Origin of the sequence: Sinisalibacter aestuarii, assembly GCF_027923545.1 — a bacterium.
GTDB lineage: Bacteria > Pseudomonadota > Alphaproteobacteria > Rhodobacterales > Rhodobacteraceae > Sinisalibacter > Sinisalibacter aestuarii.
In genome coordinates this window covers 143,335-157,007 of the sequence record NZ_BROH01000005.1, presented here as the reverse complement: position 1 = coordinate 157,007, position 13,673 = coordinate 143,335, and the positions used below count along the sequence as shown (strand labels likewise).

13 protein-coding genes are annotated in these 13,673 nt (G+C 66.8%); 7 read left to right on the top strand and 6 right to left on the bottom strand.

Translation table 11 applies throughout. From position 1 onward, the window contains the following. Positions 1-2: 2 nt before the first annotated feature. Positions 3-1,295, bottom strand: coding sequence for a serine hydroxymethyltransferase (glyA, locus tag QMG28_RS10395; RefSeq protein WP_281842230.1), 1,293 nt, complete (start codon positions 1,293-1,295; stop codon positions 3-5). A gap of 158 nt (positions 1,296-1,453) precedes the next feature. Between glyA and QMG28_RS10390 the strand changes: the two genes are divergently transcribed. Then, on the top strand, positions 1,454-2,215 hold the full coding sequence (locus QMG28_RS10390; protein WP_281842229.1) for an NAD kinase: 762 nt from the start codon (positions 1,454-1,456) through the stop codon (positions 2,213-2,215). A 9-nt stretch (positions 2,216-2,224) separates the two neighbouring features. Here the strand turns inward: QMG28_RS10390 and QMG28_RS10385 are convergent, their stop codons facing one another. From QMG28_RS10385 to QMG28_RS10375, 3 genes are all read right to left on the bottom strand, one after another. Continuing rightward, positions 2,225-3,676 (bottom strand): sigma-54-dependent transcriptional regulator, encoded by a 1,452-nt coding sequence (locus QMG28_RS10385; protein ID WP_281842228.1) that lies wholly within the window; start codon positions 3,674-3,676, stop codon positions 2,225-2,227. Between the two features lie 183 nt (positions 3,677-3,859). Continuing rightward, a complete protein-coding gene (locus QMG28_RS10380) occupies positions 3,860-5,749 on the bottom strand; it encodes a propionyl-CoA synthetase (protein WP_281842227.1) in 1,890 nt (629 codons plus the stop codon). 82 nt (positions 5,750-5,831) lie between these two features. After that, positions 5,832-6,032 (bottom strand): hypothetical protein, encoded by a 201-nt coding sequence (locus QMG28_RS10375; RefSeq protein ID WP_281842226.1) that lies wholly within the window; start codon positions 6,030-6,032, stop codon positions 5,832-5,834. On the opposite strand from QMG28_RS10375, the gene QMG28_RS10370 reads away from it, so the two are divergent. From QMG28_RS10370 to QMG28_RS10345, 6 genes are all read left to right on the top strand, one after another. Continuing rightward, entirely contained in the window at positions 6,031-7,119 is a 1,089-nt protein-coding gene (locus tag QMG28_RS10370; protein ID WP_281842225.1) for a hypothetical protein, read from the top strand. The genes QMG28_RS10375 and QMG28_RS10370 overlap by 2 nt on opposite strands. A 71-nt stretch (positions 7,120-7,190) precedes the next feature. Then, a complete protein-coding gene (gene cdd, locus QMG28_RS10365) occupies positions 7,191-7,580 on the top strand; it encodes a cytidine deaminase (protein WP_281842224.1) in 390 nt (129 codons plus the stop codon). Between the two features lies 1 nt (position 7,581). Next, complete coding sequence (locus tag QMG28_RS10360) at positions 7,582-8,793, top strand: phosphopentomutase (protein ID WP_281842223.1); 1,212 nt, start codon at positions 7,582-7,584, stop codon at positions 8,791-8,793. Further along, positions 8,790-9,779, top strand: a complete 990-nt coding sequence (locus tag QMG28_RS10355) for an adenosine deaminase (RefSeq protein WP_281842222.1) — start codon at positions 8,790-8,792, stop codon at positions 9,777-9,779. Before QMG28_RS10360 ends, QMG28_RS10355 begins: the two co-directional genes overlap by 4 nt. Beyond that, positions 9,772-10,404: a uracil phosphoribosyltransferase gene (gene upp, locus QMG28_RS10350; protein ID WP_281842221.1), complete on the top strand. Its 633-nt coding sequence runs from the start codon at positions 9,772-9,774 to the stop codon at positions 10,402-10,404. Before QMG28_RS10355 ends, upp begins: the two co-directional genes overlap by 8 nt. Positions 10,405-10,533: 129 nt before the next feature. Then, a complete protein-coding gene (locus tag QMG28_RS10345; RefSeq protein ID WP_281842220.1) occupies positions 10,534-11,850 on the top strand; it encodes an SPOR domain-containing protein in 1,317 nt (438 codons plus the stop codon). Positions 11,851-12,030: 180 nt separating this feature from the next. On the opposite strand, the gene QMG28_RS10340 is transcribed toward QMG28_RS10345, so the two are convergent. Then, on the bottom strand, positions 12,031-12,855 hold the full coding sequence (locus QMG28_RS10340; protein WP_281842219.1) for a Hint domain-containing protein: 825 nt from the start codon (positions 12,853-12,855) through the stop codon (positions 12,031-12,033). 39 nt (positions 12,856-12,894) lie between these two features. After that, positions 12,895-13,551, bottom strand: a complete 657-nt coding sequence (locus QMG28_RS10335; RefSeq protein ID WP_281842218.1) for a sulfotransferase family 2 domain-containing protein — start codon at positions 13,549-13,551, stop codon at positions 12,895-12,897. Positions 13,552-13,673: the final 122 nt, after the last annotated feature.

Genomic DNA, 13,673 nt, shown 5'->3' with positions numbered 1-13,673 from the left:
GGTCAAAGGCCCGGATAGATCGGGAAGCGGGCGCAAAGATCGGCCACCTTGGCGCGCACGGCCTCTTCCACCGCGCCATTGCCGTCTTCGCCATTCGCCGCCAGCCCGTCGACCACCTCGACGATCAGATCGGCGATCTGGCGGAACTCGGCCTCGCCGAAGCCGCGGGTGGTGCCTGCCGGGGTGCCGAGGCGGATGCCGCTGGTCACCATCGGCTTTTCCGGGTCGAACGGGATGCCGTTCTTGTTGGTGGTGATGTGGGCGCGGCCCAGCGCCTTTTCGGTGGCGTTGCCCTTCACGCCTTTGGGGCGCAGGTCGACCAGCATCACATGGGTGTCGGTGCCGCCGGTGACGATGTCGAGTCCGTTCTTCATAAGTTGGTCGGCCAGCGCCACGGCATTGGCGCGCACGGCTTTCTGGTAGGTCTTGAATTCCGGGCGCAGCGCCTCGCCGAAGGCCACGGCCTTGGCGGCGATCACATGCATGAGCGGGCCGCCCTGAATGCCGGGGAAGATCGCCGAGTTGATCTTCTTGGCCAGCTCCTCGTTGTTGGTGAGGATCATGCCGCCACGCGGGCCCCGCAGGGTCTTATGCGTGGTGGTGGTGGCCACGTCGGCATAGGGGAAGGGCGAGGGATGCTCGCCCGCCGCGACGAGGCCGGCAAAGTGGGCCATATCGACCATCAGGTAGGCGCCGACCGAGTCGGCGATCTCGCGGAACTTCGCAAAGTCGAGCTGGCGCGGAATGGCCGAGCCGCCGGCGATGATCAGCTTCGGCTTGTGCTCATTGGCCAGCGCCTGAATCTCGTCGTAATCGACAAGGCTGTCCTGCTTGCGCACGCCGTATTGCACCGCGTTGAACCATTTGCCCGACTGGTTGGGCGGCGCGCCGTGGGTGAGGTGGCCGCCGGAGGCGAGGTTCATGCCGAGGATCGTGTCGCCGGGCTGGATCATCGCCATGAAGGCGCCCTGGTTGGCCTGTGAGCCGGAATTGGGCTGGACGTTGGCAAAGCCACAGCCGAACAGCTCTTTCGCCCGCTCGATGGCGAGGTTCTCGGCCACATCGACCCAGTCGCAGCCGCCGTAATAGCGCCGGCCCGGGTAGCCCTCGGCGTATTTGTTGGTCATCACCGAGCCCTGGGCTTCCATCACCGCTTTCGAAACGATGTTTTCGCTCGCGATCAGCTCGATCTCGTCGCGCTGGCGGGTCAGTTCGCCGCGGATCGCGCCGAACAGCTCGGCGTCGCGGGTTTCGAGCGTTTCGGTGAAAAAGCCTGCATCGCGGATATCGGTCATGGATCTCTCCTGTGGCGTGCCATTTCGGGATGATCTAGAGGAAAGGTGTGCGCGGCGGAAGCCCCGTTTGCGGCGTCGCGGCACAAAGAACCGACCACACTGGCGCAATGGGGAAACTTGTGTTCTTTTCCGAACGCGATGTCCCTCCGAGGAAACCGATGAGCCTGAAACTGCACTTTGCGGCCTCCAACGCACCGCTGGCCCAGTCGAGCCGCGACGATCTGGTGGCGCTATACGGCGAGGTTCCGGCCGCCGAGGCCGATGTGATCGTGGCGCTGGGGGGCGATGGGTTCATGCTGCACACGCTGCATCATTACCAGAATCTCGCCGCGCCGGTTTACGGGATGAACCGGGGCACGGTGGGCTTTCTGATGAACGAATTCGCCGTCGACGAGCTGGTTGAGCGGGTGCGCGAGGCCGAGCTTGCGGTGATCAACCCGCTTCGGATGCGGGCCGAGGGGATTGACGGCGAGGTGCACGATGCGCTGGCGATCAACGAGGTGGCGCTGCTGCGGGCGGGTAGCCAGGCGGCGAAGCTGGCGATCTCGGTCGATGGCAAGCTGCGCATGGCCGAGCTGATCTGCGACGGCGCGCTGGTGGCGACGCCGGCGGGCTCCACCGCCTATAACTACTCCGCCCACGGCCCGATCCTGCCGATCGGCTCCGATGTGCTGGCGGTGACCGCCATCGCCGCCTATCGCCCCCGGCGCTGGCGCGGGGCGCTGCTGCCGAAACGCGCCCGGGTGCGCATCGAGGTGCTGGAGCCGGAGAAACGCCCGGTGATGGCCGATGCCGATGGTCGTCCGGCGGGTAATGTCGTGGCGGTCGAGGTCGAGACGGCGACGGATATCGAGCACAAGGTGCTCTTCGATCCCGGCCATGGGCTCGAGGAACGGCTGATCCGCGAACAATTCGTCTGACGCGCGGGGCTAGCGGCGCTCGCTCTTGGCGCGCCGCGCCCAGCTTTCGCGCTTGCGGTAGATCGTCGACGGCGCCACGTCGAGCACCCGCGCCGCCAGCGGGATCGACCCGCCCTGCGCCCGGATCGTTTCTTCGATGGCGGCCTTCTCGATCTCGGCCAGCGTGTGCCCGATCAGCGGTCCGAGCCCGGTTGCGGCCTGCCCGCTGCGCTCGGCGGGGCTGACGATCTCGCGCGGCAGGTGCTCGGGCAGAATCTGCGGCCCCTCGTTCATCGCCACCGCCGACCAGATCACGTTGAGCAATTCGCGCACATTGCCGGGCCAGTCATAGGCCCGCAGAAGCTCGATCGCGGGGTCGGAAATGGCGCGCACGCGGCTGCCCTCGGCCAGCGAGAATTCCGACAGCTTGTTGCGGGCGATCAGTGCGATATCGTCCGGCCGGTCGCGCAGCGGCGGGATTGCCAGCGGCGCGACATGCAGCCGGTAGAACAGATCCGACATCAACAGCCCTGCGCGCATCGCCGCGCGCGGATCGTGACTGGTCGACGAGATCACCCGTGGCCGCGTGGCGATGGCGCCCCGTTCGGTAACGGCCGTGATCCGGTGCAATACCTGGGGCTGCACCGCCGGATCGAGCGCGCAGATCTCGTCGAGAAACAGGGTGCCGCCCGTGGCCGTGGGGCATAGCAGGTCGCATTGCTCGCCGATGTTCTCCGGCGTCAGGATTGCGCAATCGACGGTGATGAAGGGCGCGTCGCGGCGGCTGGAATCGTCATGCAGCTTGCGCGCGATGAGCGACTTGCCTGAGCCGACCTCGCCGGTGATGAACACCGGCACATCCGAGCGGGCGAGCGTATCGGCACGTTCGAGCACCGCCAGCATTTCCGACGCCACGGTCAGCAGGCTTGCCGAAGCGCCCGGCATCGCGGGTGGGGCCGGGTAGGGCAACACGCGGCGTTCGGGGCTTTGCGGTGTGCTTTGCCAGGCGGTCTCGGGCAGCCGCGCCTCGGGCATGGCAGGCAGCGCCTGCAGCGCCGCCTCGACCGCCTTTGAAAGCCGGGTATGCGAGAACGGGCGGAACAGGCAATCGAAAGCGCCGATCCGCATCGCCTCGGCGGCGACGTTGATCTCGTCGTTCGAAGCGATCACCAGCACCACCGGAGCGGGCCGGGCTGCCAGCAGGCGTGACAGGAAGGGCGTGCTGTCTTCGCCATCCACGGTCAGCGGCAGCACGACAAGCTGGCTGCGGATCTGTCCGTAGCTCGTATTGGCCTCGGCGAGCCCCCGGGCGCGCACGAGGTGCAGACCGGCGTCGGTGAACGGCGTGTCGGGAAGGGGGTGCTGCTCGTCGCTGTCCGATACGAGAAGCGCCGAGATATGTGCCTGCTCCCGTGACCGGCCATCGCTGCCCGCGTCCGGATGCCGCCTTGTCCTCTCTTCCACTGCAACGCCCCGTTTCATCGCCCCGCGCCGGTGCCCCCGCGAGGGTGGCGCTTCACACAACATTCCAACCTTCAAGCGAAAATCCAACCCCGCATTCGCGTTAGGGTTGGAACCGGTGCGTTTCCAGGAGGGAAACAATAGCGGGGGAAATTCACGCCGGAGCGTTGCTTTCCCCCGCTATTTTTGCGTTTTGCGGCCAGTTCAGGGCTTGGCGTAGCCCAAGGTTTGCAGCGCCTCGGTGATCTCGTCGAGGATCTGTGGATCGTCGATCGTGGCCGGCATCTTGAACGCGTTGCCATCGGCGATCGAAACCATCGTGCCGCGCAAAATCTTGCCCGACCGGGTCTTCGGCAGCCGGTCGACGACCACCGCGGCCTTGAAGGCGGCGACCGGGCCGATCTTGTCGCGCACCAGCTTCACGCATTCGGCCACCACTTCCTTGTGGTCGCGCGTCGCGCCGGCATTGAGGCAGAGGAAGCCGAGCGGCAACTGGCCCTTGAGCTCGTCGGTCACGCCGATCACCGCGCATTCGGCCACGTCCGGATGCGAGGCGAGCACCTCTTCCATCCCGCCGGTGGAAAGCCGGTGGCCGGCGACGTTGATCACGTCATCGGTACGGGCCATGATGTAGAGGTAGCCTTCCTCGTCCTTGTAGCCCGCGTCGCCCGTCTCGTAATAGCCGGGGAAGGTGGTGAGGTAGCTCTTGCGGTAGCGGTCTTCGGCGTTCCACAGCGTCGGCAGCGTGCCCGGCGGCAGCGGCAGCTTGATCGCGATGGCGCCGAGCGTGCCGGCTTTCACCTCGTGCCCGCCTTCGTCGAGGATGTGAATGTCATAGCCCGGCATCGGCACCGAGGGCGAGCCGAGCTTGACCGGTAGCAGCTCGATCCCCACCGGGTTGGCGGCGATGGAGTAGCCGGTTTCGGTTTGCCACCAATGGTCGATCACCGGCACCTTCAGGTGATTTTGCGCCCAGACGATGGTGTCGGGGTCGGCGCGCTCGCCGGCGAGATAGACTGTCTTGAGGCAGGAGAGATCGTATTTCGTCACGAATTCGCCGGTCGGATCCTCCCGCTTCACGGCGCGGAAGGCGGTGGGGGCGGTAAAGAAGCTCTTTACCCCATGCTCCGAGATCACCCGCCAGAACGTGCCCGCATCGGGCGTGCCGACAGGCTTGCCCTCGAAGACGATGGTGGTGTTGCCATGCACCAGCGGGCCATAGGTGATGTAGGAATGGCCCACGACCCAGCCCACATCCGATGCCGCCCAGAACACATCGCCCGGATCGACATTGTAGATGTTCTTCATTGTCCAGTTCAGCGCCACCAGGTGGCCGGCGGTGTGGCGGATCACGCCTTTGGGCTGGCCCGTGGTGCCGGAGGTATAAAGCACATAGCAGGGATGGTTGCCCTCGACCGGCAGGCAGGCCACCGGATCGGCGGCGGCGATCTCGGCCCAGTCGATGTCATAGCCCGGTTTCAGATCGGCGGGCTTTTCCTCGCGCTGGAAGATTACGGTAAAGTCAGGCTTGTGCTTGGCGATGTCGATCGCGCCGTCGAGCAGCGGCTTGTAGGGCACGATCCGGTTGGGCTCGATCCCGGCGCTGCCGGCGATGATCGCTTTCGGCATCGCGTCGTCGATCCGCACGGCCAGCTCGTTCGAGGCGAAGCCGCCGAACACCACCGAGTGGATCGCGCCGATCCGGGTGACGGCGAGCATGGCGATCAGCGCTTCGGGCACCATCGGCATGTAGATGATCACCCGGTCACCCTTGGCGATGCCGCGCGCGGCAAGGCCGCCGGCAAAACGGGCGACGCGGTCCTGCAACTCGGCATAGGTGATCTTCTGCTGCCGCCCGGTGATCGGGCTGTCATAGATGATCGCCACCTGATCGCCGCGGCCGCGCTCCACATGCCGGTCGACCGCGTTGTAGCAGGTGTTGACCATGCCGTCGGAGAACCATTCGTAGATCGGGGCATTGTCGTCAAACAGGGCCTTGGAGGGAGGCTTGTCCCAGTCGATAGCCTGCGCCGCGTCCATCCAGAACCCCTCGGGGTCGGCCTGCCAGCGCGCATAGACGTCCTTGTATCCCATATTGTCCTCCTCCAAGTCCGTTGAGGTTTGTTACGGAGCGCGATGGTCGCGTGCAAGATCATTGCCGCGAGGCGGGGCAATTTCACGCAGACATTTGCAGATTTTGCCAGACGGTCGCTGCAAAGTTTTGCAAAGCACCGGGAATTATGCAGGTGGGTGAAAATCCACCACGGCTTTGCAAAGTTTTGCGGGTGCGTTGCAAAGCGCGGGGAATCACTTTGCAGGGCTTGCCTTGCCCGCGCGAGGCGGGCAACCTCGCCGGAAAGAATTTCGAGGGTTCCATGTCTTTTCGCCGCGTATTGTCGATCATTGCCGTGCTTGGCTGGGCATCGCTGGCGCTTCCCGTCCAGGCGCAGGGATGGGGCATGGTCGAGACCGAGGAGGTCGGCGCGGCAGGAGCCTTTGTTTGTGCCGCTCCGGGTGAGGATGGCGGCGAGCCGCCCTGCTTACGGCTGCAATGCGGCGCGGCGGCCCCGCTGCATTACGAGCTGGCGCTGTTCGGCGGTGATGCCGCCGACCTGCCCGAGGCGTTGATGGCGGAACTGCGCGTGGATGGCCGCCCGGTGGGCCGGCTGCGCCTGCGCCCTGAGACCGCTGACGAAGACGCCGCCACGCTCACCGCCCGCTTCGATCCGCGCATTCATACCGACATGGTGGCGGCGCTGCGCCGGGGCAACCGCGCCGACCTGGTGCTGGGTGAGGGCGAGGCGCCCCGTGCCGTGGCGCTGTCGCTCAGCGGTTCGTCACGCACGCTCGGCGCGGTGATGGATACCTGCCCGATCCCCGAAGTGCCGCTCGACGATCCGGCGGCGGTGGTGCTCGATCAGATCCTGCGTGAATGCGGCCAGCTTGGCGGCACCGTGGAGGTGGAGCCCGGCTTCGAACGCCGCGAAGACCTCGACGGCGATGGGCGCGACGACGTGGTGATCGACTATGCGGCGGCGGTTTGCTCCGAGATGGCCTCGCTCTATTGCGGGTCCGGGGGATGCACCGTGGGCTTTTTCCTGGCGCGGGAGGCCGCGTTCAAGCGGGCCTATGTGGGTGTGATCCGGGGCTATTCGCGGCAGCCGGGCGGGACGCTGGCGCTCGATCTGCATGGCACCGCCTGCGGGCTTTACGGGTTTGAGGCGTGCCGCAAGGTGTTCCGCATCGCCGATGACAGCTTCGCGCTGGTCGAGGAATTGTCCGGCGTGGCGGCCGAAGCGGCGATGGCGGCGGACGAGGCGCGGGCCACCGAACCGCGCGAGGGGCAGGGCGAGGCCGGGGCGGCGGGAATTGCCTGGTCCGGCGATGGCGCCGCGCCGCTCGTTCCTGTCGCGCAGGAGGAAGGCCAGCCCGAGACTGCGCCGCAAGCCGCGGACGGCGAGTAGAGTGGTGGAATTGCCTTGCGCCGGCGCGCGGAGGGGATAGTTTTGAACCATCCGGTCAAAAGGAGGCGGTGATGTCACTTCTCGACGATGCGAAACGGGTGCGTGAAAACGCCTATGCGCCCTATTCCGGCTTCAAGGTCGGGGCGGCGATCCGCACGCCCTCCGGCAAGGTCTTTACCGGCGTGAACGTCGAAAACGCCGCCTATCCGGAGGGCACCTGCGCCGAGGCGGGCGCGATCGCCGCGATGGCGGCGGCGGGCGAGACCGAGATCGCCGAGGTGGCGGTGATCGGCGACGCGCCCGCGCCCGTCACGCCCTGCGGCGGCTGCCGCCAGAAGATCGCCGAGTTTGCGCCCAGGGGCACGCGGGTGGTGATGGGCACGATGGGTGGCGAGGTGCTCGACCTCGCCATCGAAGAGCTTCTGCCCCACGCCTTCGCCAAAGCCCAGATGGAGAGCTGAGATGGGCCGCGCCTTTCTCGTCGTGCTTGACAGCGTCGGCATCGGCGGCGCCCCGGATGCCGACCGTTTTTTCAACGATGGTCTGCCCGATACCGGGGCCAATACCGTGGGCCATATCGCCGAAGCCTGCGTCGCGGGCCGGGCGGAGACGGGGCGCAGCGGCCCGCTGCATCTGCCCAACCTCGATGGGCTGGGCCTTGGCGCGGCGCTGAAACTGGCCAGCGGGGTCGAGGTGCCGGGCCTTGGGGTGCAACCCACGGGCCTCTGGGGCGCGGCCACCGAGATCAGCCCCGGCAAGGACACGCCTTCGGGCCATTGGGAGATTGCGGGCGTGCCGGTGCCGTGGGACTGGACCTATTTCCCCGACACGCAGCCCTCCTTCCCGCCCGATGTGACCGAGGCGCTGATCGAGGCGGGCGGCGCGGGCGGCGTGCTGGGCAACAAGCACAGTTCCGGCACCGTGATCCTCGACGAGCTTGGCGCCGAGCATATGGCGACGGGCAAACCCATCGTCTACACCTCGGCCGACAGCGTGCTCCAGATCGCCGCGCATGAAGAGGCCTACGGCCTCGACCGGCTCTATGAGATGTGCCGTGCCGTAGCGCCGCTGGTGCATGGGATGCGCGTGGGCCGGGTGATCGCGCGGCCCTTCCTGGGCACGCCCGAGACGGGCTTTGCGCGCACCGTGAACCGCAAGGATTTCGCCCTCGCGCCGCCCGAGCCCACGCTGATGGACTGGGCCAAGGCCGAGGGCCGCCCGGTGCATTCGGTGGGCAAGATCGACGATATCTTCGCCCATCGCGGCATGGACGATGGCATCCACGGCTCCGATGCCGATCTGTTCGAGGCGCTGCTGCGCTGGGGCAAAGATGCCGAAGACGGCAGCCTGACCTTTGCCAATTTCGTCGAGTTCGACTCGCAATACGGGCACCGGCGCAATGTGTCGGGCTATGCCTCGCATCTGGAATGGTTCGACCGGGAAATGCCCCGCTTCCTGGCCACGCTGCGCCCGGGCGATCTGGCGATCTTCACCGCCGACCATGGCAACGATCCGACATGGAGCGGCACCGACCATACCCGCGAGCGGGTGCCGGTGCTGGGCTGGGGGCTGGGGGCCAGGCCGGTGGGGCAGGTGGGCTTTGCCGATATCGGCGCGAGCATCGCCGCGCATCTGGGTTTGAACGCGCGCGGCGCGGGAAGGAGTTTTTTGTGAGCTTCAGGGATTTGCCGAAGATCGAGCTGCACCACCACCTCGAAGGCGCCGCGCCGCCGGCCTTGGTGCGCGATATGGCGCGGGCCAAAGGCTTGGACATTTCCGGCATTTTTGATGCCAAAGGGGCCTATGATTACCGTGATTTCTTGCAGTTTCTCGATGTTTACGAAGAGGCGACGAAACCGTTCAAGAGCCCTGACGATTACGCGCTGCTCACCGCCATCGTGCTCGGTGAGGCGGCTGAGGCCGGGGTGGTCTATCTGGAGAGTTTTCTCTCGCCCGATTTCTGCGGCGGACGCGATCCGGTCGCCTGGCGGGAATATCTGCAGGCGATGGTCGAGGCCGCCAATGCCGCCGAGGCGCTGGGCATCACGATGAACGGCATCGTCACCGCAATCCGCCATTTCGGCCCCGAGGCGGCGCGCGAAACGGCGGCCTGCGCGCGGGAGACGGCGGGCGATTTCATCACCGGCTTCGGGCTGGCGGGCGACGAGAATGCCGGCCACCCCGCCGATTTCGCCTATGCCTTCGACATGGCGCGCGAGGCGGGGCTGCGGCTCACCGCCCATGCCGGCGAATGGGGCGGGCCGCAGAGCATCCGCGATGCGCTGACCCATCTGAAGGTCGAGCGTATCGGTCACGGCGTGCGCGCCATCGAAGACCCCGCCCTGGTGCGGGAACTGGCCGATACCGGCGTGGTGCTGGAAGTGTGCCCCGGCTCGAATGTGGCGCTGGGCGTCTACCCGTCCTGGGCCGAGCACCCGATCGCGCGGCTGCGCGAGGCGGGGGTAAAGGTGACCGTTTCGACCGACGATCCGCCCTTCTTCCACACCGACATGGTGCGTGAATACGACGAGCTGGCGAGCGCCTTCGGCTGGGTCGAGGCCGATTTTGCCGCGCTGAACCGGGTGGCGCTCGACGCTGCCTTCTGCAATGATTTCACCCGCGCGCGGATTGCGGACCGTCTGGAGGGAGCCGATGCTTGATCACCTGACAATCGTCAAACACCCGCTTGTGCAACACAAGCTCACGCTGATGCGCCAGAAGGATACCTCGACCGCGAGTTTCCGCCAGTTGCTGCGGGAAATCTCTTTGCTGCTCGCCTATGAGGTGACGCGCGAATTGCCGATGACGCAAAAGAGCATCGAAACGCCGATGGGAGAGATGGAAGCGCCGATCCTTGCGGGCAAGAAGATGGCGCTAGTCTCGATCCTGCGGGCGGGCAACGGGCTGCTCGACGGGGTACTGGAGCTGATCCCCTCGGCGCGGGTCGGCTTCGTCGGCCTCTACCGCGACGAGGAAACTCTGAAGCCGGTGCAATACTACTTCAAGGTGCCGCCGGATCTGAAAGACCGGATGGTGATCGTGGTCGATCCGATGCTGGCGACGGGCAATTCCTCCGCTGCCGCCATCGACCTGCTGAAACAGGCCGGGGCCACCAATATCCGCTTCCTCTGCCTGCTCGCCGCGCCCGAGGGCGTGGAGCGGATGGGCAAGGCGCATCCGGACGTTCCCATCGTCACCGCAGCGGTCGACGAGAAGCTGAACGAGCACGGTTATATCGTGCCCGGCCTCGGCGATGCGGGTGACCGGATGTATGGCACGAAGTAGCCCGGATTATCGCTGAAACGGCCACGGTCTGTTGCCGGACCTCTGGACTTCCTGCGCATCATTCGTCATGCTGCCCCTACATCTTGTGTTGGGGGACACAGTATGAGATTTTTGCGATTTGCGAGTGGGTTGACCCTCGCGGCCCTTGTCACGGGCACTGCTGCCGAAGCGTACACGCTGCAACAAGCGGCACGGCCCGCCGAATACCCGCCCGCGAGCTATCGCGGCGACGTTTACGTCGACAGCCGCGGCTGCGCCTATGTGCGTGCCAATATCGGCACGGCGGTCAACTGGGTGCCGCGGCTGTCGAGCGACCGCAAGACGGTGATCTGCGGGTTGACCCCGACCGCCAATGTCGCCGCGGTGACGGGCCGCCCGCCGGCCCCGCCCGCGCCGCCGCCACCCAGCGAAGTGGCCGCCGCTGCTACCGCCGCCGCTGCGCCGGATGAAGCACCTGCGCGCGCGCCGCTTGCCGCTGCGCCCGCCGCCGCCATCGCCGCTGCGCCCGAACCGGCCGCCGAGATCCGCACCATGACCGTGACCTGCCCGGCCGATGGCTCCACCGCCCGTGTCCGCATCGGCGGCGGCACGGTTGGCCTGCGCTGTGAGCCGGGGGTGACCGCCGCGAAAAGCTACATCATCCGCACCGCCAATGGCGAGCGGACCCGCCTGATCGCCCAGCCTGCCGCGCCGGTTGTCGCCGAAGCGGCCCGCGCGCCCATGCCCGCCGCGACGGGCACCGGCGCGCGCCGGGTCGGTGTGGGCGATGTGCTGGCCGATGGCCGCGTGATCATCGGCCGCGCTCCGGCCAGGGCGACGGGCGCCGCACCGTCTTCCGGCTACGCTTTCGGCAATGGCTTCGGCCTTACCAGCTATCCCGGCGCCGCCGATCCGGTGCCGGTGCCGGGCAGCCGCACGACCCTGCCGGTTGGCGCCGCTCCCACCGCGATCACCGTGACCGCGCCCGTCGTCGCGCCGCCCCCCGCTCCGGCGATCCCGGAGGGCTACCGCGCCGCCTGGGACGATGGCCGCCTGAACCCCAACCGTGGCCCGCGCAGTGCCTATGGCGATGCCCAGATGGCGACGGTGCTCAACACCGATGAGGTGCCGATGCGCGCGGCCAATCCGGCCACGCCGCGTGGGTTGATCGCGAGCCAGGGTGGCAATGTCGTGGTCTCGTCCAAGGCCACCGCCAACGTGGCGGCCGCACCGGCGCCCGCCGCCAGCAATGGCTATCGCTACGTGCAGGTGGGCATGTTCAACGAGCCGGGCAACGCCACGCGCGCGGTCGAGCGGCTGCAAAGCCTCGGCCTTCCCGGCCGCGTGGCGCGAACCGCCTCGGGCAAGCGGGTGGTCATTGCCGGCCCCTATGACCAGACGGCGGCGCTGAACGATGCGCTGGCGACCGCCCGGCGCGCCTTCCCCGACGCTTTCCTGCGCAATTAGGGCAGGGACCGGACAGCAAAAGCCCCGCCATCTGGCGGGGCTTTTTCGTGCCGGGATGCACCCGGTGAAATTGAAAGCCCCGTCCGGCAAGGGGATCGGACGGGGCTTTTTCGCGCCCATAAGGGGGGGGCAGGAACGAGCGCGAAGGGGGCTATGACCGGCTCAGGCCGGAATCTCGGATCAGGCAGCCCATTCGCGGGGAATGGAGCTGAAAAACTTGGCATCTTCCTCTTTCATCGCCTCGACCAGTGCGGCAGCTTCGGCCCCGCGATAGGCGGCATAGGGGGTGGGCTGGCCACGCTCTTCGATCAGCGCGAGCGAGACCTCGCCGGGCACCGAAGAGGGTGCCAGCAGAAGCGCGCCGCCATCGGCGAACACCACCTCGTCGTTCTCGAAATGCAGGGTCATGGATTCCACCGGGCGCAGCCCGCGGATGCGGTCGATGCCGCGGAAGCCTTCGAGTGCCTTCGCAGGGACGAGTGCGAAGGGATCGCCGGTGAGATCTTCCGCGGCATCGCATTCGATCATGACAATCTGTTCGGGCAGGAGCACGAGTGGCTCTTCGTTACCGAGTGCACCGATAGGGACATGAATCGGCACGGCAAAGGCGGGCATGTCGCCAGCAGCGGCGTGATGCGTGCCCCGTGTAACGGCAACGACTGACTGCAACCCGTTGTCAAAGGTCATGACCCGGTCGCCAACCTGTATCGCCTCGATGGGTCGCCAACCGAATTCCGAGGCCAGCCGCGTGCCGGTGGTGAGACCGGACAGCCGGAACCCGGAGCCTTTACCGGACAGCCCATCGCCTTCTTCCGGGCGATAGCGTGGCAGGGCGTCACGCCGATGGGGTTTGAGCAGTCCGAACATGGTGTCTTCCCAGTGGTGAGGCCGGGTGGCAGCCCGTGTGGCCTCTTTGTGTCGATGAGCAAGAATTGAGAGACCGACGAGAAATTTTTCCGGCGCAAATGGGGCGTTCCTGAGGCATTGGCCGCCAATCGCGCGCAATCGCGTCCCCTGCGTCAATTGTTGCCGGAACGGCGACAATCAGGCCGGGTCGAAGCGGTATCCGAAGCGCGAAATGTCGTCCGCGCAGGCCGCGGCTACGATTTCGGCGGTCGAATCGTTGTAGTAGCGGCGAAAATCGCCCTGCCGATTCGAGGCGTTGGCATGCGGCAGCGGCGCGAGGCTGAAGCCGAGATGCGCTTCGAGCGGGGCGAGGTCTTCGCCCAGATGTTCGAGCCGGATATAGAGGTCGGCGCGGTCGATCCCCCCGGCATCGGTGACGTAGCGGCTGTAGGGGTGATGCCGGAGGCTGGCCACGATCTGCGGATGGGCGGCGAAGGCGGCAAAATCCAGGCGTTGCGCCAGCGCCACCGCGGGATGATCGAAGCCCTGTTCGCGCAGCCAGTGATAATAGCTCACCACCCGGTCCCAGGGATTGCGCACCAGGGTGAAGACGAAGAACCGCTCGATCTCGTCCTGGCTCACCAGCCCGTAGAGATCGCTCAGCATCGCGTGTTTCCACAGCCGGCCAGAGGTTTCCACGCCCTGCAGCCGCCGGCGCCGCTTCTTTGCCTTGGGGGTGTCGCCAAGCATGATGTCATCGGCCATGGCGCGCGCCTCCAGCGCCAGCGCCAGCGAGGTGCCACCCGTCTTGGGCGCATGGACGAAGATGTAGCGGCGGCCGCGCGAAAGGATCATGCGGGCGAGATTACAGCGGGGCGGGGGGCTGTGCCACACCCGGCTGCACCTCGCCATCCAAGGCGCGCCATTCGCGCATTGACGCCCGTTTCGCCCCGGTGCCTAATCCTTCGCGCAGAGCA

Bases quoted from the DNA above. Each gene is read 5' to 3' on its own strand.
- QMG28_RS10370 (WP_281842225.1), top strand. From the start codon at position 6,031: ATGTCTTTTCGCCGCGTATTGTCGATCATTGCCGTGCTTGGCTGGGCA.
- glyA (WP_281842230.1), bottom strand. From the start codon at position 1,295: ATGACCGATATCCGCGATGCAGGCTTTTTCACCGAAACGCTCGAAACC.
- QMG28_RS10360 (WP_281842223.1), top strand. From the start codon at position 7,582: ATGGGCCGCGCCTTTCTCGTCGTGCTTGACAGCGTCGGCATCGGCGGC.
- QMG28_RS10380 (WP_281842227.1), bottom strand. From the start codon at position 5,749: ATGGGATACAAGGACGTCTATGCGCGCTGGCAGGCCGACCCCGAGGGG.
- QMG28_RS10335 (WP_281842218.1), bottom strand. From the start codon at position 13,551: ATGATCCTTTCGCGCGGCCGCCGCTACATCTTCGTCCATGCGCCCAAG.
- QMG28_RS10390 (WP_281842229.1), top strand. From the start codon at position 1,454: ATGAGCCTGAAACTGCACTTTGCGGCCTCCAACGCACCGCTGGCCCAG.
- cdd (WP_281842224.1), top strand. From the start codon at position 7,191: ATGTCACTTCTCGACGATGCGAAACGGGTGCGTGAAAACGCCTATGCG.
- upp (WP_281842221.1), top strand. From the start codon at position 9,772: ATGCTTGATCACCTGACAATCGTCAAACACCCGCTTGTGCAACACAAG.
- QMG28_RS10385 (WP_281842228.1), bottom strand. From the start codon at position 3,676: ATGAAACGGGGCGTTGCAGTGGAAGAGAGGACAAGGCGGCATCCGGAC.
- QMG28_RS10375 (WP_281842226.1), bottom strand. From the start codon at position 6,032: ATGGAACCCTCGAAATTCTTTCCGGCGAGGTTGCCCGCCTCGCGCGGG.